18 protein-coding genes, 2 tRNA genes and 3 pseudogenes are annotated in these 24,957 nt (G+C 71.0%); 13 read left to right on the top strand and 10 right to left on the bottom strand.

All coding sequences use genetic code 11. The features are described 5' to 3' along the window. Window positions 1–115: 115 nt before the first annotated feature. The gene (locus IG99_RS16650; protein ID WP_078947749.1) at window positions 116–4,717 is read right to left on the bottom strand and encodes a hybrid sensor histidine kinase/response regulator; all 4,602 of its coding nucleotides are present in this window, start codon (window positions 4,715–4,717) and stop codon (window positions 116–118) included. A 382-nt stretch (window positions 4,718–5,099) separates the two neighbouring features. Continuing rightward, window positions 5,100–5,549: an SSI family serine proteinase inhibitor gene (locus IG99_RS16645; protein ID WP_234311867.1), complete on the bottom strand. Its 450-nt coding sequence runs from the start codon at window positions 5,547–5,549 to the stop codon at window positions 5,100–5,102. A gap of 148 nt (window positions 5,550–5,697) precedes the next feature. On the opposite strand from IG99_RS16645, the gene IG99_RS16640 reads away from it, so the two are divergent. From IG99_RS16640 to IG99_RS16630, 3 genes and pseudogenes are all read left to right on the top strand, one after another. Continuing rightward, window positions 5,698–5,788, top strand: a tRNA-Ser gene (locus tag IG99_RS16640). A 202-nt stretch (window positions 5,789–5,990) separates the two neighbouring features. Continuing rightward, window positions 5,991–6,063, top strand: a tRNA-Arg gene (locus tag IG99_RS16635). 95 nt (window positions 6,064–6,158) lie between these two features. Beyond that, window positions 6,159–6,928, top strand: a pseudogene (locus IG99_RS16630) (hypothetical protein); the annotation flags it as partial. Here IG99_RS16630 and IG99_RS16625 read toward each other — a convergent pair. Both IG99_RS16625 and IG99_RS16620 read right to left on the bottom strand, forming a co-directional pair. Beyond that, window positions 6,906–7,437 (bottom strand): annotated as a pseudogene (locus tag IG99_RS16625) (NUDIX hydrolase). The pseudogenes IG99_RS16630 and IG99_RS16625 overlap by 23 nt on opposite strands. A gap of 257 nt (window positions 7,438–7,694) precedes the next feature. After that, entirely contained in the window at window positions 7,695–8,357 is a 663-nt protein-coding gene (locus IG99_RS16620) for a TetR/AcrR family transcriptional regulator (RefSeq protein WP_037674734.1), read from the bottom strand. 63 nt (window positions 8,358–8,420) lie between these two features. Between IG99_RS16620 and IG99_RS16615 the strand changes: the two genes are divergently transcribed. After that, complete coding sequence (locus tag IG99_RS16615; RefSeq protein WP_037674732.1) at window positions 8,421–9,044, top strand: class I SAM-dependent methyltransferase; 624 nt, start codon at window positions 8,421–8,423, stop codon at window positions 9,042–9,044. 548 nt (window positions 9,045–9,592) lie between these two features. Next, complete coding sequence (locus tag IG99_RS16610; RefSeq protein WP_037674730.1) at window positions 9,593–9,970, top strand: hypothetical protein; 378 nt, start codon at window positions 9,593–9,595, stop codon at window positions 9,968–9,970. 332 nt (window positions 9,971–10,302) lie between these two features. Here IG99_RS16610 and IG99_RS48740 read toward each other — a convergent pair whose 3' ends face one another. Continuing rightward, a complete protein-coding gene (locus IG99_RS48740; protein WP_158973192.1) occupies window positions 10,303–10,518 on the bottom strand; it encodes a hypothetical protein in 216 nt (71 codons plus the stop codon). A 397-nt stretch (window positions 10,519–10,915) separates the two neighbouring features. On the opposite strand from IG99_RS48740, the gene IG99_RS16605 reads away from it, so the two are divergent. Next, window positions 10,916–12,142 (top strand): MFS transporter, encoded by a 1,227-nt coding sequence (locus tag IG99_RS16605; protein WP_394298027.1) that lies wholly within the window; start codon window positions 10,916–10,918, stop codon window positions 12,140–12,142. 80 nt (window positions 12,143–12,222) lie between these two features. Here IG99_RS16605 and IG99_RS16600 read toward each other — a convergent pair whose 3' ends face one another. From IG99_RS16600 to IG99_RS50290, 3 genes and pseudogenes are all read right to left on the bottom strand, one after another. Then, window positions 12,223–13,149 (bottom strand): DMT family transporter, encoded by a 927-nt coding sequence (locus IG99_RS16600; protein ID WP_037674729.1) that lies wholly within the window; start codon window positions 13,147–13,149, stop codon window positions 12,223–12,225. Window positions 13,150–13,452: 303 nt separating this feature from the next. Then, window positions 13,453–13,725 (bottom strand): annotated as a pseudogene (locus IG99_RS50295) (MarR family transcriptional regulator); the annotation flags it as partial. Further along, complete coding sequence (locus tag IG99_RS50290) at window positions 13,704–14,012, bottom strand: hypothetical protein (RefSeq protein WP_234311882.1); 309 nt, start codon at window positions 14,010–14,012, stop codon at window positions 13,704–13,706. The gene IG99_RS50290 and the pseudogene IG99_RS50295, both read right to left, overlap by 22 nt. A 59-nt stretch (window positions 14,013–14,071) precedes the next feature. Between IG99_RS50290 and IG99_RS16590 the strand changes: the two genes are divergently transcribed. The 7 genes from IG99_RS16590 to IG99_RS16560 all read left to right on the top strand — a co-directional run bounded on the left by IG99_RS16590 (window position 14,072) and on the right by IG99_RS16560 (window position 23,608). Continuing rightward, entirely contained in the window at window positions 14,072–14,950 is an 879-nt protein-coding gene (locus tag IG99_RS16590) for a DUF2797 domain-containing protein (RefSeq protein ID WP_037674727.1), read from the top strand. 152 nt (window positions 14,951–15,102) lie between these two features. Then, window positions 15,103–15,843: a response regulator transcription factor gene (locus IG99_RS16585; RefSeq protein WP_234311866.1), complete on the top strand. Its 741-nt coding sequence runs from the start codon at window positions 15,103–15,105 to the stop codon at window positions 15,841–15,843. Beyond that, on the top strand, window positions 15,840–17,435 hold the full coding sequence (locus IG99_RS16580) for a sensor histidine kinase (RefSeq protein ID WP_078947747.1): 1,596 nt from the start codon (window positions 15,840–15,842) through the stop codon (window positions 17,433–17,435). The genes IG99_RS16585 and IG99_RS16580 overlap by 4 nt, the downstream gene beginning before the upstream one ends. A gap of 14 nt (window positions 17,436–17,449) precedes the next feature. After that, window positions 17,450–18,961 (top strand): bifunctional glycosyltransferase family 2/GtrA family protein, encoded by a 1,512-nt coding sequence (locus tag IG99_RS16575; RefSeq protein ID WP_037674723.1) that lies wholly within the window; start codon window positions 17,450–17,452, stop codon window positions 18,959–18,961. After that, window positions 18,958–21,156 carry an ArnT family glycosyltransferase gene (locus IG99_RS16570; RefSeq protein WP_078947746.1) on the top strand — a complete coding sequence of 733 codons (2,199 nt, stop codon included), beginning with the start codon at window positions 18,958–18,960 and terminating at the stop codon, window positions 21,154–21,156. Before IG99_RS16575 ends, IG99_RS16570 begins: the two co-directional genes overlap by 4 nt. A 131-nt stretch (window positions 21,157–21,287) precedes the next feature. Further along, window positions 21,288–22,793 carry an MFS transporter gene (locus IG99_RS16565; protein WP_037675145.1) on the top strand — a complete coding sequence of 502 codons (1,506 nt, stop codon included), beginning with the start codon at window positions 21,288–21,290 and terminating at the stop codon, window positions 22,791–22,793. 53 nt (window positions 22,794–22,846) lie between these two features. Next, window positions 22,847–23,608 (top strand): TetR/AcrR family transcriptional regulator, encoded by a 762-nt coding sequence (locus IG99_RS16560; protein ID WP_051865472.1) that lies wholly within the window; start codon window positions 22,847–22,849, stop codon window positions 23,606–23,608. A 1-nt stretch (window position 23,609) separates the two neighbouring features. Here IG99_RS16560 and IG99_RS16555 read toward each other — a convergent pair whose 3' ends face one another. Together IG99_RS16555 and IG99_RS16550 are read right to left on the bottom strand one after the other, a co-directional pair. Further along, window positions 23,610–24,080, bottom strand: coding sequence for a PPOX class F420-dependent oxidoreductase (locus IG99_RS16555; RefSeq protein ID WP_037674721.1), 471 nt, complete (start codon window positions 24,078–24,080; stop codon window positions 23,610–23,612). A 49-nt stretch (window positions 24,081–24,129) separates the two neighbouring features. Then, entirely contained in the window at window positions 24,130–24,951 is an 822-nt protein-coding gene (locus IG99_RS16550) for a YceI family protein (protein ID WP_037674719.1), read from the bottom strand. Window positions 24,952–24,957: the final 6 nt, after the last annotated feature.

Genomic DNA, 24,957 nt, shown 5'->3' with positions numbered 1-24,957 from the left:
AGCCGGCCCGGTCGGTCCGACCGCAGGCCGATGAGCCGGCCGGGTCGGTCCGACCGCACGCCGACGAGCCGGCCGGGTCGGTCCGACCGCACGCCGACGAGCCGGCCCCGGTGCCTCAGTTCGTTCCGATCCTGGCCAGCAGGTCGACGATCCGGCTCTGCACCTCCGAGCTGGTGGAGCGCTCGGCGAGGAAGAGAACCGTCTCGCCCGACGCCAGCCGGGGCAGGTCGGCCTGGTCCACGGCGGCCGTGTAGACGACGAGCGGGGTGCGGTTGAGCTGCCCGTTCGCCCGCAGCCAGTCGACGATCCCGGCCCGGCGCCGATGCACCTGCATCAGGTCCATCACCACCAGGTTGGGCCGCAGCTGCCCGGCGAGCGTCACGGCGTCCGCGTCACTCGCCGCCCGCGCGACCTGCATCCCACGCCGCTCCAGCGTCGACGTCAACGCCAGCGCGATCTCCGCGTGCTCCTCGATCAGCAGTACCCGCGGCGGATGCTGCTCACTGTCCCGCGGAGCGAGCGCCTTCAGCAGTACGGCGGGGTCGGCGCCGTACGCCGCCTCACGCGTCGCCTGCCCCAGCCCGGCCGTGACCAGCACCGGCACCTCAGCGGCCACGGCGGCCTGCCGCAGCGACTGCAACGCGGTGCGCGTGATCGGCCCGGTCAGCGGGTCCACGAACAGCGCGGCCGGGAAGGCGGCGATCTGCGCGTCGACCTCCTCGCGCGAGTGCACGATGACCGGCCGGTACCCGCGGTCGCTCAGCGCCTGCTGCGTACTCACGTCCGGCGCCGGCCACACCAGCAGCCGCCGCGGGTTGTCCAGCGGCTCCGGCGGCAGCTCGTCGTCCATCGGCTGCGGCCGCGGCGGATCCGCCACCTCGACCGCCCCGCCCGGCCCGTCCAGCGGCTCGGGCCCCTCGGCGGCGTTCTCGTCCGGCGCGCCTATGGCATACGACCGTCCCGCCCCCTCCGTCGCCTGCGCGAGCCGGGACTGACCGGCCAGGGACGGCTGGGGCTGAGGCTGCGCCTGCGGCTGAGGCGCCTGCTGTGGCTGACCCGGCGGAGTGGTCTGGGACTGGGGCTGAGCCTGCGCCGGGGGGCGGCCATGCGTCTGGGGCGGTACGGCAGGCTGCTCCGTCTGCGGGTGCGGGCGGGCCGCCTGCTCCGGGGGCGCGGCGACCGGCTCCTGCCGCGTACCGAGCTTGCGACGCCGACCGGAACCATTCGACTGGTGCGGGGGAGGAGTCGCGGCCGTCGGCTGCTGCACCTGGGCCGCCTGCCGCGTGAACGGCACGCCCTGACCCAGGGTCCGCACGCTGATGGCCCGGCCCTGGGTGGAGTTGGGGTCCACTGGGGCACCGACGCCGGCGGCAGCGGCGGCTTCGGCCGGGAGGGGCTGGGCGGGGCGGGGCTGGGCCTGCTGTGCCTGCTGGGGCCGGGCGGGCGCCGGGGCTTCCGGCGGGAGGGGGGTGCCCGTGGCCGGCGTGTTCGAGGCGTTCGGCGCCGGCTGAGCGGGCGTAGGCATCTGTGCCGGAGTGGTGCCGGACGCGGGTGTGCCGTTCGCCGGTACGGGCGTACCGGCGCCCGGGGTGCTCGGCGCGGCTGCGGGGAGGGGCTGGCCGGTGGCGGCCTGGGCAGCCTGTGCCTGTGCCTGTGCCTGTCCCTGGCTCTGCGCGGGAACGGCGGACGGGGCCTGCCCCTGAGCCGGAGCTGTCGGAGCGGCGTCGCCGGGGGCCGGCGGAACCGGTGGCGCGGGAGCTTCCTGCTCCGGCGTTCCGACAGCCTCGTTCGGCTGGGCCGGCTGGGCCACGGCGCGTCGGCGGCGGCCCGTCGGGGCGCTCGTGGGGTGCGGCTGCGGCGGAGTGTGGTCGCTGGACTGGTCGTGCGGAGCGGCGTCGTGCCGACCGTCGTCGATCAGGGCCTCGGCCGGGGCGACCGGCGCGGAGACCGGCATCTGCCGGGGAACGTGCACGGACGTCTGCTGGGCACCCTGCGGTACGCCCTGAGGAGCGACCTGCTGGGGAATCTGCTGCGGAATCTGTTGGGGAATCTGCCGGGGGACGGGTTGCGGCACCGCCCCCTGCGCCGGGACCTGAGCCTGCGCGGGAACCTGCCCCGCCGCACCCGGCGCCCCCGGCACGTCGGCCGTACCCGGAACACCGGCCGTACCCGGCGCGCCCTGCACGCCCTCCGTACCGTCCGCGCTGTCCGCAGTCCGGTCCGCCTCCGCCGGAGGCAGAGCGAACACCGAGCGGGGACCGGCTTGTTGCGCGGCGGCCCGCTCGTTCGCGGCGGCCAGGGCGCGCCGACGGCGCCCGGTCGGCTGCGGGTTCTCACCCGCGTCGGAGCCACCCGCGTCCGCGGTGCCGGAACCCGCGGCGGGCAGTGCCGGCGGCAACGCGTGCTGTTCGTCGGCGTCAGGCCGGGCGCGTCGGCCGCCGGGCGCGGGCACGCCCTGCGGCGGAACGGTCCCGCCGAGCCCCGTACCCGAGGCCGCGGTACCCGCCGAATGCTCGGCGGCCATCACGACCGCCCCCTCGGACACGCCCGCGGCGGACCCCTGAGGCAGTGCCTGGACCAACCCCGGAGGCAACGCCTGGGCCGCGCCGGAAAACGCCGCGGCGACGGCGTCCTCGGCCGGCCGCCCGCGCCGCCGCCCGGTACCGCCGGAGACCTCGCCACCTTCGCCCGAAGCGGGGACGGACGCCTCCGCCTCGGCGGCCGCACGCCTGCGCCGCCGCCCGGTGGGTGCGGCACCCTCAGCGTCGGAACCACCGGGACCGCCGAAACCACCCGAGCCGTCGGCACCCCCAAGACCGTAGGAATCGTCGGAGCCGTCCAAGTGGCCGGAGCCCTGGTCACCGGCCCCGCCGTCACTGCTCTGGCCGCTCGGGGCCTCGATCTCCAGGAACGCGTCCGTGTTGGCACGCCGGCCCCGCCGACGTCCGCCACCGGACGTCTGCCCGGCGGCCGTGCCCCCTGCCGTGCCGGTGTCGTCGGCGCCGCCCGTCCCCCCGGCCCCGAGCGCGGCCGGAGCCGTGGCCGCGACGGCACCGGCTCCTTCCCCGAGCGGGACTTCGAGGACGTACGCACTGCCGCTCATGCCCGGCACCTCGTGCGTCTGGAGCACGCCACCGTGCGCCCGGACGATCCCGCGCACGATCGGCTCGTGCACCGGGTCTCCCCCGGTGTACGGCCCGCGCACCTCGATCCGTACGACCTCACCGCGCTGCGCCGCCGCCACCACGACGGTGTTGTCCATGTAACCGCCCGCCGAGACGGGCGAGTTGCCGGTCGCGTCCACGCCCGCCACGTCCGCGACGAGATGCGCGAGCGCGGTGGCCAGGAGCCGGGCGTCGACCTGGGCCTCGATGGGCGGCGCGTGCACGGCGAACTGCACCCGCCCGGGCCCGATGAGCTCGACTGCCCCGTCGACGCCGGCGGCGACGACGGAGTCGAGCATCACGTTCGTACGGGTGATCGTCCGATCGCCGGTGTCGATCAGCTGGTAGCCGAGGACGTTGTCGATCAGGGTGGTGATCCTGGAGTAGCCCGCCGACAGGTGGTGCAGCACCTGGTTGGCCTCGGGCCACAGCTGCCCGGCGTCGTCCGCGGCGAGCGCGGCCAGCTCGCGGCGCAGCTCGTCCAGCGGCCCGCGCAGCGAGCGCCCCAGCAGGGTCAGCAACTGCTCGTGCCGCCCGGCGAGGGCCTCGTAGCGGTCCTTCTCGCGCTCGGCGAGGGCGGCGTACCGGTCCTCGCCGGCCGCCAGCTCCTCCTCGTGCTGCTCGCGCAGCTCCTCCACCTCGGTGACGTGCTGCTGGCGCAGCGCGGTGAGGTCGGAGGCGTGCTCCTCGGAGAGCCGCTCCACCTCTTCCTCGTGCCGCTTCTCGACGGCCGCCTTCTCCTCGGCGAGGGTGTCGTAGGGGCGCCGGTCGGCGAAGGTCATGACGGCGCCGACGAGCTGGTCGCCGTCGCGTACCGGCGCGGTGGTCAGGTCGACGGAGACCTTGTCCCCGCTCTTGGACCACAGCACCTGTCCGCGCACCCGGTGCTTGCGCCCGGAGCGCAGGGTGTCGGCGAGCGGCGACTCCTCGTAGGGGAAGGGGGAGCCGTCGGCGCGCGAGTGCAGCACGAGTTCGTGCAGCTCCTTGCCGCCGAGGTCGCTGGCGCGGTAGCCCAGGATCTGCGCGGCGGCCGGATTGACGAGAACGATGTGCCCGTCGGTGTCGGTCCCGACCACGCCCTCCGACGCGGCCCGCAGGATCATCTCGGTCTGCCGCTGCGAGCGGGCCAGCTCGGCCTCGGTGTCGATGGTCCCGGACAGGTCGCGGACGACGAGCATCAGCAGTTCGTCGCCGGTGTAGCCGTAACCGTCGTAGGCCTGCTGTCCGTTCTCGAGGTTCGCGCTGGTGACCTCGACCGGGAACTCGGTGCCGTCCGTCCGCCGGGCGACCATGCGCGTCGGCTTGGTACGGCCGCGCGGGTCCATGTGGTCGGGCCGGCGCATGGAGCCGGGAATGAGCCGCGAGTCGAACTGGGGCAGCAGATCGAGCAGCCCTCGCCCGACGAGGGCGGTGCCCGGAGTCTCGAAGGCCTCCAGGGCGATGGTGTTGGCGTTGACGACGGTCCCGTTGGCGTTGACCAGCACCAACGCGTCCGGCAGAGCGTCCAGTATGGCTGCGAGGCGAGCAGCGCCTCGGGATGGCCTGCTGCTCACGAGTCGCTTCCTCCCTGTTACCGCACCTTGCCGACCGCTCGGGCCATCTTGCCAACCGGCCCGCGGCGTGTCACGCGAGGGAGTCTAAGCGCTGAGGTTGCGGTCGCGACGCAGGATGAGAGGCAGCTCGCACCATGAAGTGACATAGAACGTGTGAGCGGCAGGTCACAACCGGCCAAGCCCCCGCACCGCCGGTAACCCGTGACCGGCCAAGACCCCGCCCCGCCGGCACTTCCTCCCGCCGGCGCACCGTCCCCTCTCCCCGCCCCCCGGCCCCGCAGGACCTTCGCGCGACCTTTACGCAACGGTCGGCCCACGCCTACGGGCGAGGCACTCGTACGTCACGCACGGCCCGGGGCCTCTGCGGGCCGGGCAGCCGGCATCACGTGCCGAGGTCGGGCAGGAGAGGCACGAACCGGTCCCAGCGGGCGATCTGGCACCCATTACTGCGGTCGTACGTCGCATCGACCGGCCGCCCGGACCAGGTCCCGGTGACGTGCGCGGTGGCCGGCCCGCCGTACCGCATCGTGCACACCTCGCCCTCCGGCACCGGTGCGAAGGTGTCCCTCCCCCACCGCGTATTGCGATCGACCGCCCGACAGGCCTCCTCAGCCCGCGGGTGACTGCCCCCATCGGGATGGCAGCGCAGCTCGTACGTTCCGTCCCTGTCATCACCGGCGTGCCGGACGGTGACGGTGAGGTGGTCCCCGGAAGCGGAGGAGTGGGCGGCGGGGATCGAGGTGACGGCGGCGAGGGAGGCGGCGGCGGTGACGACGAGCCGACGGAGCCCGCCGGAGGTGACCTGCGGCATGACCTGACCAACGCCCCACATCCGGCGATGTTGCGGCCGCGCCTCACCGGGGCCAAAGACTTTGCCCTTCGCCCCGCCTGCCTAGTACCGTAGAGGCCGATTGGTGACGCACCGCTCGACTGTGTCATCATCTGCACGCACCACTCGCGCTCGCGTGAGCGGTTGTGCTGGAGGCGTCGCCTAGTCCGGTCTATGGCGCCGCACTGCTAATGCGGTTTGGGTCTTAAAGCCCATCGAGGGTTCAAATCCCTCCGCCTCCGCGCGATCACCCGAAGCCCCGGTCATCCCGACCGGGGCTTCGTCGTTCCCAAGACCGCCCATCGGCCCTCAAGGCGCGTTTTTGCAGGTCACAAGCGGTGCGCCTAACGGATTTCACATGTCGACGGCAGTCATGTAATGTTCTTCCTGTCGCCGCGAGCGGGCCGGAAGGGCCGGGAGCGACGACAAAATAATAGAAAACAAGCACTCGTAGCTTAACGGATAGAGCATCTGACTACGGATCAGAAGGTTGCAGGTTCGAATCCTGCCGAGTGCACAGCAGACCAGAGGCCCTGTGGAGTGATCCACAGGGCCTCTGGCTTTTGGGTTGACGGCAGTCGTTGACGGCAACCGCCTCAGAGGGAGCAGGTGCACGGCCTGTACGGGATCGCCGCCGAGTTGGCTCGCCTTACGGGCTGGACCCATTTCGACGCTCGCCAGTACAACCAGGCCCGCACGTACTTCACCGAGGCCCTGCAACTTGCCAAGGAAATCGACGACCGGCAGTTCATGGCCAACGTGCTTGCCTGCATGAGCTTGCAGGCGACCTACCAGGACAAGCCCGCGGACTCACTGGCACTCGTGACCGCCGCGCAGGACCAAGCTCGCTCGGCCCTGGGCACCACCCCACGCGTGCTGTCGATGCTGTCCATGCGCGAAGCCTTCGCTCACGCCACCCTTGGCAACCGGGACTCGACGCACCGCGCGATCGGGGAAGCGCATCGCCATTTCGAGCAGGCCGGAGGAAGCGACCCGGACCCGTCATGGTGACCTACTTCGACGAGCCGAAGCTCATCGTGGACACGGGCATTGCCCACGGCCGACTGGGCGAGGCAGCGACAGCCGAGCCCTTGATCGCGGACGCTTTGCGGCGCGAGGCTCACACGAACCAGCGAGGCCGTGCGTTTCACGCGTTCTGGCTCGCTCGTACGCAGCTGGACCAGGGCAAGCCAGACCAGGCGTGCGACACGGCCACGCAAGCTCTGGTGCCCGCCTCGGCGGTGGCCTCTGAACGCGTGTCAGGCCATCTGAGGGAGTTCTACGACCAGTTGGCCCCACACAGGCAAGAGCCCGTAGCCCTGGCCTTCGAGGCGCGGCTACGGGAACTCCTCCCACCGGTCAGCGGATCGCCTCGTCCATGAGCACGTACAGGAGACCCACGAGCGATCCGCTGCTCACGATCTCCCGGCGGTCGATCATCCCCCGCACCTCGCTGAGGGGTATCCACTCGATGCGATCGGACTCGTTCTTCTCCGTGGGCGGCCCGTCGTAGGTCGCGCCGTCGACGCGGAAGACGTGGTGCTGCGAGTCGGTGATGCCGTTGGCCGGCTCGGCGTAGATCAGGGGCTTGATGGGGCCAGGACGCCAGCCTGTCTCTTCCAGGACTTCGCGCGCCGCCGCCTCCTCGGGGGTCTCGCCCTCCTCGACCAGGCCCATGGGCAACTCCCAGGCCCAGGAGTCCGTGATGAAGCGGTGCCGCCACATCATCAGGACCTCTTGGCGGTCATTGACCACGGCAGCCACGGCCAGGTGCCGAAGGCGAACGAGTGGTACTCCCACCTGCGCCGTCAGGCTGCTGGACGTCGACCAGACACAGGTTCACCCACTTGTTCGTGTAGATCTGACGCTCACCGTGGGTCTTCCACTCCATACCTGCGGCCCCTCTCGATCGGACTCCAGCGTCTCAGAGCACGCCATACTCTGAGCGTTAACGTCATTATGACGACAATGGGGAGACTGTGACGTCGCTGGGCGGTTTGACGCGGCCGCGGTGTCGACGCGCTAGTGCGTTCAAGCCCGGTGCAGATGTCGCGTTCGGGCCTGTGAGAGGCGCTGGAGATGGCCTTGGGGATCGGTACAGCGGTTGGCACTAGGCATTTGATCTTTACTCGGCTGGGCCTTGAGGGCCTACTCGTGATCAGTGCAGAGGTGGGCAGTGAGGGTCGCGCAGGCCCACTCTTGCCAGGCCTCGGGAGACCAGCTCCGGTCGCGGACAAAGATCAGGTATAGCTCTGGGCTGAGCAGTCCGTACAGCAGGTCGGCGGCGCGGGCGGTATCGACATCGGGGCGGGCGTCGGGCTTGGAGGTCAGTGCCTTCGCTGCGGCGTGCTGGACGGTGTAGCGCGGGTCGGGGCCAGCGGGCCACTGCGCGGCGATTTCTGGGTCCGTGGCCGCAGCGGCGGCGATCAGCGGCATGATCGGGGCGACCCGGCCGAGGATGTCGCGCACGCCCCGCACGTGAGCGCGCAGTTGCCCGGCCGCGGTGGGCTCGGCGCACGCGGCGCGGAACCAGTCGCGGTCCATCGTGGCGACCGGTTCAGCGTCGCCCGCGATGGACATGTCGATGACGTCCTTGAACAACGCACGCTTGTTACGGAACACGAAGTACACGGTCTGAACAGCAACGCCAGCACGATCCGCAACCTCCTGAAGGCTTGTCGCTCCGTACCCCTGCGTGACGAACAGGTCCCGTGCCGCCGCGACGATCTTCTCGCGGGTGCGCCGCGAACGCTCGGCCCGCTTGTCGGGGCGCTTGACGTTCTGTCCGTCGGATCCCTTGACCGCATCCATGCCGAGAGTCTATCTCTAGAGTCACTCACTAGAGTCAAACTCTAACTTCTTGGAGGGGTGGCGATGAGCGAGACTCGGACGGCTGCGGAGCTCGACCAAGAGGCGGCTGTGCGCCGCGCGTTGGAGGACTTCTACCGGGACGGCAAGCCGCCGTGGGACAGCGGCATCACGCCGCCCGAACTCGTGGCCCTGGTAGAGGGGCCCGACGCGCTGACGCCAGGCCAGGTCCTCGAACTCGGCTGCGGCACCGGGACCAATGCGGTGTACCTGGCCCGGCACGGCTGGCGGGTGGCGGCCGTCGACCTGGTCGACCGCGCGGTCCGGCAGGCGAGGGAGAAGGCCGCCGCGGCCGGAGCGGACGTCACGGTGCTGTGCGGGGACGCCACCCGACTCGACGAGGTGGGCGTGCCCGGCCCGTACGACCTGTTCTTCGACCTGAGCTGCTACTGCGGGGTTCCACCGCACCGCCGTGACGCCTACGCTGTCGGCCTCACCAAGCGCGCCGCCCCCGGCGCACGATTGCTGATGTTCGGGTACGGGCCCGGGGCCTTTGACGACTTGTGGTCCGGCGTCACTGCGGACGAACTCAGCGCCAGGTTCGCTGGGTGGCAGCTGGCCGACGTGACGCCCGGCACGAACCCGGTCCCGACGTTCTGGTTCACACTGCACCGCGCCGCCGCAGTGTGAGCTCAGCGGGCAAGGCGGTTGCTGCTGAGCAGTCGGTCCGACAGGTGACGGCAACCTTGACGGCAACGACGGCACATAGAGACCGGCGATCAGCCACATCAGCGATCAGTACGGACAGAAGCAGTGCCCTGCCCAACGTGATGCCCGATCCTACGGATCAGAAGGTTGCAGGTTCGAATCCTGCCGAGTGCACAGCAGACCAGAGACCCTAAGGAGTGATCCTCAGTGTCTCTGGCTTTTCTCTGGCTTTACGGACGTCGGCGCGGAGGCGCGGGTCAGCCCCTCCGGACAGACCTGAGGCGCGCCGCCACACCCAGCACCAGCCCGGCCGTGATGAGGCAGCGGCCAAGGCGGTCCGGTCGCGGGTCCGCAGCGGGGCGCGCGCCCCCACCCAGTCAGGCGGCACCGGGCCCAGGCGGGAACGTCGGTAATTGTCCGCGGGACGCGGGGAGTTCACGGCGGCGGCAGAGGTCCCCCCGGCTATGCTCCCGCCTTGTCATGTCCAGTCCCGCTCACTCGCGGACATGCTCGAGCATTATGGAGGTTTGATGAAGTTCGTCACCCGGAAGGTCGCAGGCTTCGCGGGGGCGAGCGTGGCCGTCGCGGCCATGTCCGTGACCGGCGCCTCCGCGGCCCACGCGGAGTCCCCCACCCAGGGCTGCCCCTACCCCTACGTCTGCTTCTACGTGGACAACGACGCGTTGCTCGCGGGCAGGCCGATCTCGAAGTACCGGGACGTCACCAGTGGGTATCAGACGGTCACGCCGCGGCCGCACTACGGGGTCATGAACACCCGGAATGACGACGTGGTGTATCTGCGGCTCCAGGGCGGCGGCTCGATCTGCCTTCGGCCGAATCAGTCAACGGTGTTCGCCGACTCCGCGGTCGTCAACGGCGTAAAGATCTCCAGCAGCTCCACGTGCTGAGTCTGCTGGAACGGCCGGCGGACGGGCGTGATCGCGCCGCCGCCGCGGTACCGGTTCTCAGGCGAGAAGCATGAAGTGCTGGTCCGTTCCCTCGTACACCCCGTTCCGTGTTGTCGCTTCTGAGTCGGGGACGATCTGATGAGGCTGACCCCGCCGGCCGTAGCGCTGTCGGCCCTGGTGTTCGTGTCGGCCTGTTCCGGTGGCGGGCACCCCTGGGCGGCCGCCACCCACGGGCCGACAACGGTCGTGAGCCCTCAGGATGGTCTGGCGGGACGTGTCCAAGCCGTGGACCCCTGGGCAGATATCAGTACGCTCGTGCTGTGGACGTGTTCTTACCGTTGCTGATCTTCGTCGGTGCACTTGCCGTTGTGCTGGGGGGCCTTACGGCGCTGGCGCGGCGTGTTCGTCGCCGGGGCCTTGCGGGTGGTGGCGTGAGCGCGGCCCTGGCCTCCTATGAGGAGGCGTTCCGGGTCACGGCGCACGAGTCCTACGTCGAGGTCCAGGCTCAGGCGGAACGCCGGGCGCCGTTGCTGTCGCCTGACGATCACTGGGCGCGGCGTTCTGGCGGGGTGGGTCGGGTGGTTGGGGAGGATCGCCGGTCACCGCGTCCTCGGCGTCCGCGGTGGGGGATCGGGCGATGGTCCGGTCGGTTGAGGTGGGGGCGCTGATGTTCGCTCCGACCACGTAAAGATTCGGCGGCGGCGGTGGTGGTGTCGGAAGCGGCAGCGGCGTCAGCAACTCGACGCACCGGCCCGCCGGCGGCACCGGTGCGGGCGAGCCGGTGGCCGCAGCCATGTCCGGGACGGCAGTGGCGGTGGGGCCGGCCGCGTGGTTCTCCGATTCAGCGACTGACGCCGTCGTTGGCGTCGTAATCCTGCCAGCCGGGTGGGGGCTCCGGGTGCTGTGCTGTTCGGCGAATGCAGTGACTCTCACCGGACGGAGCCCATGTCATCAACCATTGATCGCCCAGTCGACGGTGAGGTTCCGGGCACTCGGTCAGCGATGGTCGGGTGGCTGGCCGTGCTTTCGGTGACCTTGGGTGTGTTCGCCATCGTCACCACGGAGATTCTGCCCATCGGTCTGCTGACCTCCATCGGCTCCGGTTTCGCCGTCTCGGACGGCCGGGCCGGGCTGATGATGACCATGCCGGGGTTCCTCGCGGCGGTTTCGGCTCCGCTGCTGACCGTGGCAACGGCACGGGTTGACCGTCGTCTGATGCTGGGCGTCTTCATGGGGCTCCTCGCCGTGGCGAACTTCCTTGCCGCGGCGGCGCCCGACTACTGGCTCGTACTGGTCTCCAGGGTCCTGGTGGGGATCACCATCGGCGGGTTCTGGTCGATCGGAGCCGGGCTGGCCGAGCGGTTGGTGCCGCCGGAGTCCGTCGGGCGGGCGACCGCCGTGATCTTCTCCGCCGTTCCGCTGGGGTCCGTCCTCGGGGTGCCGGCCGGCACCCTCGTCGGGGATCACATGGGGTGGCGTACGGCGTTCGCCACCATGGGCGCTTTGGCGGTGGGGGTGCTGGTCATGCTGATGGTGGTCGTGCCTGCGCTGCCTCCCGTACGGGTCACCCGGCTCGGCGTTCTCATGGGCCTGCTGCGGAGCGTCCGTACCCGCTTCGCGCTGCTGCTGACCTTCCTGATCGTGCTGGCCCATTTCGGGACCTACACCTACGTGACGCCGTTCCTGGAGCAGGTGCCGGGGCTCGGTGACGGCATGATCACCACATTCCTGCTGATCTACGGTGCTGCCGGCGTCGTCGGGAACTTCCTGGGCGGTGCTTGGGTGGCGCGGTGTCCACGGGCCGTTTTCGGGCTCGCGGCCGGGCTCGTCGCGGTGGCGACTCTGCTGCTGCCGGTGCTGGGCCGGTGGGAGGGAGGGGCCGCGCTGCTGCTGGTCGTGTGGGGCGTCGGCTATGGCGCGGTGCCCGTTGCCTCGCAGACCTGGTTCGCCAAGGCGGCACCGTCCGCTCCCGAAGCGGCATCGGTATTGTTCACGGCCTCCTTCCAGGCCACGCTCTCCGCCGCTGCGCTGCTGGGCGGAGTCGTGCTGGATCGCACCTCGCCGTCAGTGGTCATGGTGTGCGGCGGGTGCGTCGCGGTGGCCATGCTCGTGACCGTGGGAGCCCGCTTCGCCGGGCTGCCCACCCGGCGAAGCGGTACGGGAGACGGCTGAGCCGGTGCCCGGTGCCCGGTGCCGGCGCCCGTGCCGGGTGCCGTTACGCCGTCGGCGGCTTGCCGTTCTTCGTCTGGACCTCAGCCGTCGGTTCTGTCGGTCGTCGGTTGGAGGGCGATCGATGTCAGGACCGCGGCCGCCCCGACGGTCTGAGTGGCGGTCAGGGGGGTGTGCTGGAGGAGGACCGACAAGGCGGTGGCCGTGAGGGGTTCGAGGAGGACGGCGATGACGCCGGTGGTGGGGGTCGCGCGGCGGAGGCCGGCGAAGTACGTGGTGTAGGCGAGTGCCGTGGGGAAGAGGGCCAGGAAGGCCAGCGCGGCGAGGGTGTCCGGGCGGGGGTTCAGGGCCATGCCGGTCGCCAGGCCCACGGGGAGCAGGAGGAGCCCGCCCGCGAGGAAGCTGAGGCCGGTTGTGGTGGTCTGGTCCTGGGCGGGGAGTTCGGTGCGGTGGGTCAGGGTGAGGGTGGCGAAGCCGGCCGCGGCCAGGAGGGACAGAGCCGTTCCCCTGGCGAGGCCGGCGGGGGAAGTGGTGGGGGAGTCGAGGAGCAGGACCAGACCGCCCGCCGCGACGAGGATCGACGTCGTGGCCCGGGCGGTGGGCAGACGACGGGCCATGACCGCGGAACCCGTTGTCACCAGGACCGGGACGGCGACCATCGTGGTGAGTGCGGCCAGGCCCGCCGAAGTGGCCTCTACGGCCGCGAAGTACGCCGCCTGGAAAAGGGCCAACAGGACACCGGACGTGGCGATGCGGGTCAGCGTCGGGCGCGTGCGGGGCATGGAGCGCAGGCGGCCGGTGGCGGCCGTGTACGCCGTGATGAGCGCACCGCCCGTCAGCAGGCGGTAGGCGGCTACGGCGGCCGGGTGGAGGTCGGCCGAGGACGCGAGCAGGGAGCCGGCGAGGCCGCCGGTGCCCCAGAGGACTCCGGCCAGGACGAGCAGGGCGGTGCCCGTCCGCGCTGTGCGGGCAGGGCTGGGTGAGGTGTCCGTGGACGTGGACGTGGACATGGGAGAGCTCCGACTTCGACGTGGGTGTGGGCAACGTCGGAGCGGGGTGAACAACGGTTCGATGTCGGCCGAGGATCAGCGACTGATCTGCAACGGCGAGCACGCCGAATCCGGGCCGCGGCCGAGTTCTTCGTCGGCCGGGCCCGTCAACACCCCGCTCAGGAGCGGGGCGGTGGGCAGATGACGCAGTGCCGGATCGGGTGCATGGCGGACACGGTAGGCGGAGCCGGACGCGCCGAGCAGCCCCTTTTTTGTCCGGCCAGGTATGACCGCCCGGCGCGGCCCGCCGTGCGTCCACTGGTCCCGTCGGCGCGACTCCTCCAGTGACTGCCGTGACAGCTCCAGCGTGCGGGTGAACCAGTCGGTCAGGAGGGCGAGTTGCTCGGGGGAGTACGCGGCGAAGAGGGTGGCGAGGCGGGCGTAGTGGGGCTCGTAGAGCTCGTACGCCCGGGCGACCGCCTCCGGCACTGACGCCACGCGGACCCGGCGGCGGTCCGTCGGGTCGGGGCGGCGGGTGACGTAACCGGCGCGTTCCAGGCGGTTGATGATGCCGGTCACCGCTCCCGTCGTGACGTCGGCTGGACCGGGGTCGCCATCGCGACGGTCGGGTTCTCCAACGCTGCCCGCTCCGCCGTCTGCAGGGCGCGTATGCCGGTGACGGTGTCGTCCTTGGGGGCGCTGGATGCGCGTCCTGACAGGGCGGCACGGGCGGCGGCGTAGGCGTCGACGGGGGGCGGACTTGCCGACGCGGCGCCTCTCGGCCCGGTCGGGCCGGTTGACCTCCACGACGTGAGCAGGCCCCGGTGGCCGGGCAGAACAGCGGGAAGACAGCCCAGCAGGACGTCAGTCAGTGGCAGAGCCACGACCACCGGAACCTGCCCAGCAATATCAATGTCAGTGGCGGCCTCTACCCTCGACGGCAATGGGACAGGCGTGGAAGTGCGCGGGACTGCGGTGGGCGTCGGACGGTCCCGTGCTGGTGTGGGACGGGGGGCAGGTCAGTCCGCTGTCCTGGGGGAAGCGGGTGGCCTTCGGGGTCGTCGAGGGGGGTGTGCGGACGTGTGTGGGTGCGCGGGGGCATCCGTGTCCGGTGCGGGCGGGCGTGCCCGGGCGGAGTGCGGGGGCGCGCTGCGAGGACTGTGCGCGGCTGGACCGGGCGCACTCCGTCGCCGCGGACACGATCGCGGACGATCCTCGGACGTACCGGGTGTATCTCGCGTGGTTCGGGCCCGGCATGGCCAAGGTCGGGATCACCGCCCAGGAGCGCGGTTCGGCGCGTCTGCTCGAACAGGGCGCCGTCTGTTTCACCTGGCTCGGCACCGGGCCCCTGATGGCCGCCCGGCGGACGGAGGAGCTGCTCCGTGCGGCGCTGCGGGTGCCGGACCGGATTCCGTACGCCGAGAAGCGGGCGGTGAGGTCCGCTCTGCCGCCGACGGAAGGCGAACGGGCGGCCGAGATCGCGGAGTTGCACGCCGGCGCGGTGGCCCTCGACGGCTGGCCGGAGTCGCTCGTCCGGGAGCCTTTCCGGGCCGTCGACCACGTGAGCGTGTTCGGGCTCGGTGAGGTGCCCCGGGCCGTCGGCGAGGTGCGCGAGCTGGTCGCCGGCGGGGCGGTGAGAGGCGAGCTGGTGGCCGCCGCCGGCCCCGACCTGCATCTCGCCACGGAGTCAGGGGGCGGAGTCGTGGTGCTCGACACGCGGTTGATGAGGGGGTGGGAGCTGGTCCCGGCGGCCGAAGGCCGGATCGGTGTGCCGCTACGGGAGTTCAAGGACCCCGGGCATCTGCAGGACGGCCTGTTCTGAGCCCACACCCCGAGACGAGGCGTGACAGGCCGAGAAGATCAACACACCGTGAGGAGTTCCCAGGCATTCCCTGAGAGACGCCTGTGAGTTTCTCAGGGAAATCACAGACTCCGGAAAGGGTGTTCTCAGAGGATCTCGCCAAGGTGTCCACCATGACCACGACCTCGCCCCAGGGGCGCACCGAACTGCTGAGGCCGGACGGGAGCCCCGTCCGAGTGCTTGTGGTGGACGACGAACTGTCGATCACCGAACTGCTGTCCATGGCCCTGCGCTATGAGGGATGGCAGATCCGGAGCGCGGGTGACGGAACGGGCGCGATCCAGACCGCGCGCGATTTCCGGCCCGACGCCGTCGTCCTGGACATGATGCTGCCCGATATGGACGGGCTGGCCGTCCTCGGGCGGCTGCGGCGCGACCTGCCGGACGTGCCGGTGCTGTTCCTGACGGCCAAGGACGCCGTGGAGGACCGTATCGCCGGGCTCACCGCGGGTGGGGACGACTACGTCACCAAGCCGTTCAGCCTCGAGGAGGTCGTCGCACGGCTGCGTGGCCTGATCCGGCGTTCCGGTGCCGCCGACCGCCGTTCCGACTCCATGCTGGTCGTCGGTGACCTCACCCTCGACGAGGACAGCCACGAGGTGTCGCGGTCCGGGCAGAACATCCACCTCACCGCCACCGAGTTCGAGCTGCTGCGCTTCCTCATGCGCAACCCGCGGCGCGTGCTCAGCAAGGCGCAGATCCTCGACCGGGTGTGGTCCTACGACTTCGGTGGCCAGGCCAATGTGGTCGAGCTCTACATCTCGTACCTGCGGCGGAAGATCGACGCCGGACGTGAGCCGATGATCCACACGCGGCGTGGTGCCGGTTACCTCATCAAGCCAGCCGTCTCGTGAGCGGGCGACGACGGCCGCGCCCGCAGAGGCGAGCACGCAAGCCGCGCACTCTGCGGTCGCGGCTCGTCGTCGCATCCGTGGTGTTGATCGCGGTGGTGTGCGCCGTTATCGGTACGGTGACGACGCTGGCACTGCGGTCGCATCTGTACGAGCAGTTGGACGAGAAGGTCAAGGACACCGGCAAGCGTCTGTCGGGACCCATGAAGCCCGGGGGCGGAAACGACCCGGGCTCGACGGACAGGATCACGGGCTTCGCCCAGGGGCCGGCGCAGCCCAAGACCATCGCCGCCGAGGTCGGCACCGACGGCACGGTCACCCGGGCGGTCATCGCCGTGGAGGACCCCACCGAGAAGGGCCCCTTCCAGCGCAACAAGGCCGACCCCCTCACCGACGAGCAGAAGGCCGCCCTCGCCAAGGTGCCGACCACGGGTACGCACACCGTCGACATCCCCGGCCTCGGCGAGTACCGCGTGCAGTACGTCCCCGGACAGGACGGAGGCACTTACTACGTCGCCCTGCCCACGGAGTCGGTCAACGCCACCATCAACACCCTCATCCTCGTCGAGGTGAGCGTCACCGGCGCCGGCCTGGTCGCCGCCGCCATCGCGGGCTCCGTCCTCATCGGCGTCGCCACCCGCCCCCTGCGCAAGGTCGCCGCCACCGCCACCCGTGTCTCCGAACTCCCCCTGCACACCGGCGAGGTGAACCTCAGTGAGCGCGTCCCGGAGTCCGAGACCGACCCGCACACCGAGGTCGGCCAGGTCGGCGCCGCGCTCAACCGGATGCTCGACCACGTCCACGGAGCGCTGCACGCACGGCAGCAGAGCGAGACACGGGTACGGCAATTCGTCGCCGACGCCAGTCATGAGCTGCGTACGCCCCTCGCCTCGATCCGCGGGTACGCCGAGCTGACCCGGCGCGGCAGGGAGCAGGTAGGGCCCGACACCCGGCACGCCCTCGGCCGTATCGAGTCCGAGGCCGGCCGGATGACCCTGCTCGTCGAGGACCTCCTGCTGCTGGCCCGGCTCGACGCGGGGCGGCCGCTGCAGTTCGAGCAGACCGACCTCGTACCGCTCGTCGTCGACACCATCAGCGACGCGCGCGCGGCCGGCCGGGACCACGTATGGCGGCTGGAACTGCCCGACGAGCCCGCGCTGGTGTCCGCGGACGCGGCCCGGCTGCAACAGGTGCTGGTCAACCTGCTTGCCAACGCCCGCACCCACACACCACCCGGTACGACCATCACCGCCCGCGTGCAGCGACGCGGGCCGTGGCTGTGCGTGGACGTCCAGGACAACGGTCAGGGCATCCCGCCGGACCTGCTCCCGCACGTCTTCGAACGGTTCGCGCGCGGCGATTCCGCGCGCTCGCGCGCCACCGGCTCGACCGGCCTCGGCCTCGCCATCGTGCAGGCCGTGGCGACCGCGCACGGCGGTGCCGTGACCGTCGACAGCGTGCCCGGGCAGACCGTGTTCACGGTGCACCTGCCCGCGCTCGGCCCCGCCGTGCCGCAGCCGTCGCCGGACACGAACTGGCAACTGGACCCACAGGCACAGCACAGCACCACCACATGGGCGGAACAGGGCGCCTGACGAGAGTCGTTCGCATGCGAACCGACTCTTCTCCCGGCACCCTGCCGGCGCGGGAGCACCTCCCGGCCGCGGCAGCCGGTACGCCTGTCCTGGACGTAGTGATCCCCGTCTACAACGAGGAGAAGGACCTCGAGCCGTGCGTCCGCAGACTGCACGACCACCTGAAGCGCACCTTCCCGTACCCGTTCCGCATCACGGTCGCGGACAACGCGTCGACGGACACCACGCCCCAGGTGGCGGCACGGCTGGACGCACAGCTCGCGGAGGTGAGGTCCTTCCGCCTGGAGCAGAAGGGCCGCGGCCGGGCCTTGCGGACCGTCTGGTCCGCCTCGGACGCGCCGATCCTCGCCTACATGGACGTGGACCTGTCCACCGACCTCAACGCGCTGCTGCCGCTGGTGGCGCCGCTGATCTCCGGCCACTCCGACCTGGCGATCGGCTCCCGGCTCGCGCGTAGCTCCCGGGTGGTGCGCGGGCCCAAGCGGGAGTTCATCAGCCGGGCGTACAACCTGATCCTGCGCGGCTCGCTCCAAGCCCGCTTCTCGGACGCGCAGTGCGGCTTCAAGGCGATCCGCCGGGACGTCGCCCAGATCCTGCTGCCGCTCGTCGAGGACACCGGCTGGTTCTTCGACACCGAGATGCTGGTGCTCGCCGAGCGGGCGGGGCTCAGGATCCACGAGGTGCCGGTCGACTGGGTCGACGACCCGGACTCGACCGTGCACATCGTGAAGACGGCGACCGACGACCTCAGGGGTGTGTGGCGGGTGGGCAAGGCCCTTGCCTCCGGTTCGCTGCCGCTGGACCGGCTCACCCGCCCGTTCGGTGACGACCCCCGTGACCGCGACATCCAGGACGTGCCGAAGGGCCTGGCCCGCCAGCTCGTCGGATTCTGCGTCGTCGGCGGCCTGTCCACCCTCTTCTACCTGCTCCTGTACAGCGTTTTCCGGCAGTTCGGCGGCTCGCAGGTGGCCAACGCGCTGGCGCTGCTCGTCTCGGCCGTCGCCAACACCGCCGCCAACCGGCGCCTGACCTTCGGGGTGCGCGGCCGCGGCGGAGCCGTCCGCCACCAGGCGCAGGGCCTGGTCGTCTTCGGCATCGGACTCGCCCTGACCAGCGGCTCGCTCGTCGCCCTGGGCGCGGCGACGTCCGGCCCCGCGCACTCCACCGAACTGGCGGTCCTGATCGCCGCCAACCTCGCGGCGACCGTCCTGCGCTTCTTGCTCTTCCGGGCGTGGGTGTTCCCGGACCGGCGGGAGAGCGGCACGCATACCTCGACCGACGCCCGCCCTTCGGCACCGGCATACGTGACGGTGGGCGCGGCCCCGCGGCAGGACCTGTTCGCGCCGCTGCCGCAGCGCCCCCTGACGCACGCCGCGTGCGGCACGACTTGCGACACCACCTACGACACCACGTACGACACGACCGAGTTCCGCGCCGGTGAAGCCGCGGACGGCACCTGGAGGGACGCCACCATGCGGTTGCAGCCGATGCGTCCCCACGACACCGACACGGGGGACTCCCGATGACCATCCACTACGACCAGACGACGGAGCGGACGACTGTTTCACGTGAAACAGCTACCCCGCCGGCCCCCGACTCGGGTGAGCCCAAGCAGCCCCTCGCCCGCAGACTGTGGCGGGGTCGGCCCGAGGACCCCAGCTGGGTACGCCCCGCCTTCCTCGGCCTGCTCCTGGCGACCTGCCTGCTCTACCTCTACAACCTGAGCTCCTCCGGTTACGCCAACTCCTTCTACTCCGCGGCCGTCCAGGCCGGCAGCAAGAGCTGGAAGGCCTTCTTCTTCGGCTCGCTGGACGCGGCCAACGCCATCACCGTCGACAAGCCCCCGGCCTCCCTGTGGCCGATGGAACTGTCGGTCAGGATCTTCGGCCTCAACTCGTGGGCCATCCTCGCCCCCGAGGTCCTCATGGGCGTCGGCACGGTAGCCGTGGTCTACGCGGCCGTACGACGCCGGTTCAGCCCCGCCTCCGGCCTGATCGCGGGCGCGGTGCTCGCGCTCACCCCCGTCGCGGCGCTGATGTTCCGCTTCAACAACCCGGACGCGATGCTGGCGCTGCTGATGGCGGTCGCCTGCTACCTCGTCGTCCGCGCGCTGGAGGACGGCCGGACGAAGTGGCTGGTGTGGGCCGGTGCCGCAATCGGTTTCGCGTTCCTCGCCAAGACGCTCCAGGCCTTCCTGATCCTGCCGCCGCTGGCGATCGTGTACGCGGTCTGCGCGCCGGTGAGCGTGAGGAAGCGATTCGGACAGCTGGCCCTGGCGACCGTCGCGCTGGTCGTCTCCGGCGGCTGGTGGGTCGCGATCGTCGAGCTGTGGCCCGCGTCCTCGCGTCCGTACATCGGCGGTTCGCAGAACAACTCCTTCTTGGAGCTGACCTTCGGCTACAACGGGCTCGGCCGGCTCAACGGCGAGGAGACCGGCAGCGTCGGCGGCGGCGGTGGCGGCGGCAACACCGGGCAGTGGGGCGAGACCGGCTGGGACCGGATGTTCAACTCCGAGATCGGCGGCCAGATCTCGTGGCTGCTGCCGGCCGCGCTGGTTCTGCTCGTCGCGGGCCTGGTAGCCACCCGAAAGGCCCGCCGCACGTCGGTGACCCGCGGTTCTTTCCTGGTCTGGGGCGGCTCGTTGCTGATGACCATGGCCGTCTTCAGCTACATGGCGGGCATCTTCCACCAGTACTACACGGTGGCCCTCGCGCCCTACATGGCGGCCGTGATCGGCATGGGCGCCGGAGCCCTGTGGGAGAGGCGCAGCGAGTTCTGGGCGTCGATCACCCTCGCTGCCTCGGTCGTGGCGGCGGTCTCCTGGAGCTACGTCCTGCTCAACCGCACCCCGGACTACCTGCCCTGGCTCAAGTGGCTGGTGCTGATCGGCGGCCTGGTCGGCGCGCTCGGCCTGATCTTCGCGGGCCGGGTGACCCGGCAACTGGCGCTCGCGGCGGCGTCCGTGAGCGTCGTGGCCGCACTGGCCGGACCGACCGCCTACACCCTCAGCACGCTCCAGGAGGGCCACACCGGCTCCATCGTCACGGCGGGCCCGGCGGGCGCGAGCATGATGGGCGGCGGCCGGGGCGGCCCCGGCGGCGGTGGCGGGATGCGCGGCGGCTTCGGCGGAGGCATGCCGGGCCAGCAGGGCCAGCAGGGTCAGCAGGGCCAGCAGGGCCAGCAGGGTCAGCAGGGCCAGCAGGGCCAGCAGGGCCAACAGGGTCAGAACCAGCAGAACGGCAACGGCTTCCCCGGCGGTGGCATGCCGGGCCAGAACCAGCAGAACGGCAACGGCGGCCGCACGGGCGGTGGCGACGGTGGCGGCGCCGGCGGTGTCGGCGGCCTGCTCAACGGCGCGTCCGTCACCTCTGAGGCGCAGCAGCTGCTGGAGACCGACTCCGACCAGTACACCTGGGTCGCCGCGGCCATCGGCGCCCAGAACGCCGCGAGTTATCAGCTGTCCACCGGCGAGCCGGTGATGGCCATCGGCGGCTTCAACGGCACGGACCCCTCGCCGACGTTGGCCGAGTTCAAGAAGCTCGTGGAGGCAGGAAAGATCCACTACTTCATCGCCGGCGGTGGCATGGGTGGTGGCGGCATGGGCGGCGGCAACAGCGGCTCCAGCACCTCCTCCCAGATCACGTCCTGGGTGGAGGAGAACTTCAAGCAGGTCACGGTCGGTTCGGCCACGTTCTACGACCTGACGCAGCAGGCGAGCTGACACTCGACGCACGTACGCGAGCGAGAGGGCGGTGGCCACGGCCACCGCCCTCTGTCGTACGGCGCCGCCCTGTGTCGTACGGCGAGAAACTGCGTTGTACGCCGTATAGGAACTGTTCTACGGTGTACAGCATGACAACGTCCCCCCAGGAACAGGCCGAGATCCACCACGCCCAAGGCCACCCCCAGCGCTGGCTGATCCTCGGCGTCATCTGTCTCGCGCAGCTCACCGTGCTGCTCGACAACACGATCCTGAACGTGGCAATCCCCTCGCTCACCCGTGAGATGGACGCGTCGACCGCCGATGTCCAGTGGATGATGAACGCGTACTCGCTGGTGCAGTCCGGCCTGCTGCTCACCGCGGGCAACGCCGCCGACCGCTACGGCCGCAAGCTGATGCTGATGTCGGGCCTCGCGATCTTCGGCGTCGGCTCGCTGTCGGCCGGACTCTCCCAGAACCCGGCCCAGCTGATCGCGGCCCGTGCGGGCATGGGCGTGGGCGGCGCGCTGCTGATGACCACGACCCTCGCCGTCGTCGTGCAGATATTCGACGACAAGGAGCGAGTGAAGGCCATCGCGCTCTGGTCGACGGTCAGTTCACTCGGTTTCGCGGCCGGGCCGCTGATCGGCGGAGTGATGCTGAACCACTTCTGGTGGGGGGCGATCTTCCTGATCAACATCCCCGTCGCCGCACTCGGCCTGGTCGCGGTGGCCGCGCTCGTGCCGGAGTCCAAGCACAGGGCGGGCGACCGGCCCGACCTGGTCGGCGCGGTGCTGTCGACCCTCGGCATGACTGCTGTCGTGTACGCGATCATCACCGGGCCCGAGCACGGCTGGACCTCCGCGCAGGTGCTGGTCCCGGCCCTGGTCGGTGTGGTCGTACTCGCCCTGTTCGTGACGTGGGAGCTGCGTACCGAGCACCCGATGCTGGACATGCACTTCTTCCGCAACCAGAAGTTCGTGGGAGCCGTCGCCGGCGCGATCCTCGTGGCGTTCGGCATGACCGGGTCGCTGTTCCTGCTCACCCAGCACCTGCAGTTCGTGCTCGGCTACGAGCCGCTGGACGCCGGGCTGCGGACGGCGCCGCTGGCTCTGACGGTCGTCGTGCTCAACTTCACGGGCGTCGGCGCGCGGCTGGTGCTCAAGGCCGGGACGCCGGCGGCCATCGCGCTCGGCATGACTCTGGTGTCGGCCGGGCTGGCGGCGATCGCGCTGCTCGGCGGGCACGGGTATGGCGGGATGCTGCTCGGTCTGGTCGTGATGGGCGCGGGGGTGGCGTTGTCCATGCCGGCCATGGCCAACGCGATCATGGGGGCGATTCCGCCGGAGAAGGCGGGTGTGGGCGCGGGAATCAACGGAACGCTCGCGGAATTCGGAAACGGACTCGGTGTCGCGGTCCTCGGCGCCGTACTCAACTCCCGCTTCGCGTCCCTCGTCGCCGTCTCCGCGTCGTCGCTTCCGGCCGCGCTCGCGGCGGCGCGGGGAGCGGAGGAGAAGGAGCGGATCTCCGACGCGTTCGCCTCCGGTCTGGAGACCAGCCAGTTGGTGGGGGCGGTGGCCGTGTTGCTGGGCGGGTTGGTGGCGGCGGCGTTGCTGCGCAGGGCGGAGCGGGCAGACTCGGAGGTGGTGGACGGCTGAGCGCTGGGGGCACCTATCGTGAACGCCACCTGGAAAGTCGAGGAAGGTGCGCCATGGTGAAGGCAGCCGAGCGGACCGCTCGGGGCAGCGTGTGGCTGGAGGACAAGGCGCGCCGGCGTGGCCGTGGGGGCGGGCAGCCGTCCGGGCTCGACCGCGAGCGCATCACCGAGGTCTCCGTACGGCTGCTGGACGCCGAGGGGCTCGCCAAGTTCTCCATGCGCCGGCTGGCCGCCGAGCTGAACGTGACGGCGATGTCCGTCTACTGGTACGTCGACACCAAGGACGAACTCCTCGAACTCGCCCTGGACGCCGTCTACGGCGGGCTGCCCCTGCCCGACCCGGAGGCGGAGGACGAGGACTGGCGCGACCAGTTGCGCACACTGGCCACGCTCTACCGCACGCAGCTGGTCCGCCATCCCTGGGTGTCGCCGCTCGCCGGGCGCTACCTCAACATCGGGCCGAACTCGCTCGTCTTCTCCCGCACGGTGCAGCGCATCATCCGCCGCACCGGGCTGCCCGCTCACGGGATCACGGGCGCGATCTCCGCCGTCTTCCAGTTCGTGTACGGCTACGGCACGATCGAGGGCCACTTCCACGCCCGCGTCGAGGACGCCGGCATGACCCCGGACGACTACTTCAAGCACGCCATGGACTCGGTGACCGAGACGCCCGCGGCCGCCGCCGTCATCGAGGAGTCGAAGGAGTTCATGGCGGCCCGCGGCGGCGACACGGTGGAGGAAATGCTGAACCGCGACTTCACCTTCGCCCTGGACCTGCTGATCGCGGGCATCGAGGCGATGGTCCAGCGCGGCTGAACTACTCCTCCTCGACCAGCCGTGCGGGGAAGCCCCCGGTTGCCACTGGGCCCCACTTCTCCGGTGTGATCCTGATGATCGACTTGCCCTGCTTGACCATGGCGGCCCGGTATTCGTCCCAGTCCGGGTGCTCACCGGCGATGTTGCGGTAGTACTCCACGAGCGGCTCGACGGAGTCCGGCGTGTCGACGACCTCGGCGGTCCCGTCGATCTGGACCCAGGGGCCGTTCCAGTCGTCGCTCAGGACGACGACGCTGACGCGCGGGTCCCGCTTGGCGTTGCGGGTCTTGGCGCGCTCCGGGTAGGTCGACACGACGATCCGCCCGGAGTCGTCGACACCGCAGGTCAGCGGGGACGCCTGGGGGCTGCCGTCGGCGCGGCGGGTCAGCAGCAGGGCGCGGTGGCGGGGGCGTACGAAGTCCAGCAGATCGTCCAGGGAGACGCGCGTGTTGGTCGCGATGTTCGGTGCCATGGCGTCAGCGTAGGCGCTGGGGGCACCGTTCTGGCTGACCCTGCTGGGCTTACGTTTGCGGCAGCGACTCACCCTGCACGGCCTGGACGTCCAGCTCCACCTTCAGCGTCGTACCGATGGCGGCGATGCCGGCCTGCACCACCTGGTTGTAGTTCATGGCGAAGTCCTCGCGCCGCAGCTCCGTCGTGGCCCGGAACGCGGCCCGGGTCCCGCCCCAGGGGTCGGAGCCGGTGCCGAGGTAGGCGAGGTCCAGGTCCACGGGTCGTACGACGCCGTGCAGGGTCAGCTCCCCGTGCACGGTCCAGCGGTCCGCTCCCGAGGCCGTCAGACCCGTCGAGCGGAAGATGATCTCGGGGTGCTTCTCGACGTCCAGGAAGTCCGCGGACCTCAGGTGGTTGTCGCGCATGCCGTTGCCCGTGTCGATGGAGGCGGCGCGGATGACGGCCTCCACCCGGGACTTGGTGACGTCGTCCGGGGCGATCTCGATCGCGGCGGTGAAGTCCGTGAACCGGCCGTGCACGCTGGAGATCCCCAGGTGCTGGGCGACGGCGCCGACCGTGGAGTGCGCCGGGTCGACGGTCCACGGGCCGGGCGGCGGCAGCTCGGTGCCGCCCTGCCGGGCCAGCGTCACCGTGCCGACCTCGGCCCGTCCGCTCGCCGTGACGATCGCGCTGGAGGCGGTGGGCGCGTAGCCGACGGCCGTGACGATGACGGTGTACGCGCCGGGCGCGAGCGTCGTCGCGTCCCGTACGGCGCCGTCCGCGTCGGCCTCCGCGCGCAGCACCTGCGTGCCCGTCATGTCGGTCACCGTGACGACCGCGTGCGACACGGCCCATCCGTCACGGGTCTGGATCCTCGCGGTCAATCCCATCTCAGT

Origin of the sequence: Streptomyces griseus subsp. griseus (assembly GCF_000720255.1) — a bacterium.
In the GTDB taxonomy this organism is placed as follows: domain Bacteria; phylum Actinomycetota; class Actinomycetes; order Streptomycetales; family Streptomycetaceae; genus Streptomyces; species Streptomyces griseus_I.
This window is presented reverse-complemented; position numbering and strand designations above follow the sequence as displayed.

Excerpts from the sequence above, each read along its gene's own strand:
- IG99_RS16645 (WP_234311867.1), bottom strand. The coding sequence starts at position 5,549 with ATGTGGGGCGTTGGTCAGGTCATGCCGCAGGTCACCTCCGGCGGGCTC.
- IG99_RS16620 (WP_037674734.1), bottom strand. The coding sequence starts at position 8,357 with ATGGATGCGGTCAAGGGATCCGACGGACAGAACGTCAAGCGCCCCGAC.
- IG99_RS16615 (WP_037674732.1), top strand. The coding sequence starts at position 8,421 with ATGAGCGAGACTCGGACGGCTGCGGAGCTCGACCAAGAGGCGGCTGTG.
- IG99_RS16610 (WP_037674730.1), top strand. The coding sequence starts at position 9,593 with ATGAAGTTCGTCACCCGGAAGGTCGCAGGCTTCGCGGGGGCGAGCGTG.
- IG99_RS16605 (WP_394298027.1), top strand. The coding sequence starts at position 10,916 with ATGTCATCAACCATTGATCGCCCAGTCGACGGTGAGGTTCCGGGCACT.
- IG99_RS16600 (WP_037674729.1), bottom strand. The coding sequence starts at position 13,149 with ATGTCCACGTCCACGTCCACGGACACCTCACCCAGCCCTGCCCGCACA.
- IG99_RS16590 (WP_037674727.1), top strand. The coding sequence starts at position 14,072 with ATGGGACAGGCGTGGAAGTGCGCGGGACTGCGGTGGGCGTCGGACGGT.
- IG99_RS16585 (WP_234311866.1), top strand. The coding sequence starts at position 15,103 with ATGACCACGACCTCGCCCCAGGGGCGCACCGAACTGCTGAGGCCGGAC.
- IG99_RS16575 (WP_037674723.1), top strand. The coding sequence starts at position 17,450 with ATGCGAACCGACTCTTCTCCCGGCACCCTGCCGGCGCGGGAGCACCTC.
- IG99_RS16570 (WP_078947746.1), top strand. The coding sequence starts at position 18,958 with ATGACCATCCACTACGACCAGACGACGGAGCGGACGACTGTTTCACGT.
- IG99_RS16565 (WP_037675145.1), top strand. The coding sequence starts at position 21,288 with ATGACAACGTCCCCCCAGGAACAGGCCGAGATCCACCACGCCCAAGGC.
- IG99_RS16560 (WP_051865472.1), top strand. The coding sequence starts at position 22,847 with ATGGTGAAGGCAGCCGAGCGGACCGCTCGGGGCAGCGTGTGGCTGGAG.
- IG99_RS16555 (WP_037674721.1), bottom strand. The coding sequence starts at position 24,080 with ATGGCACCGAACATCGCGACCAACACGCGCGTCTCCCTGGACGATCTG.
- IG99_RS16550 (WP_037674719.1), bottom strand. The coding sequence starts at position 24,951 with ATGGGATTGACCGCGAGGATCCAGACCCGTGACGGATGGGCCGTGTCG.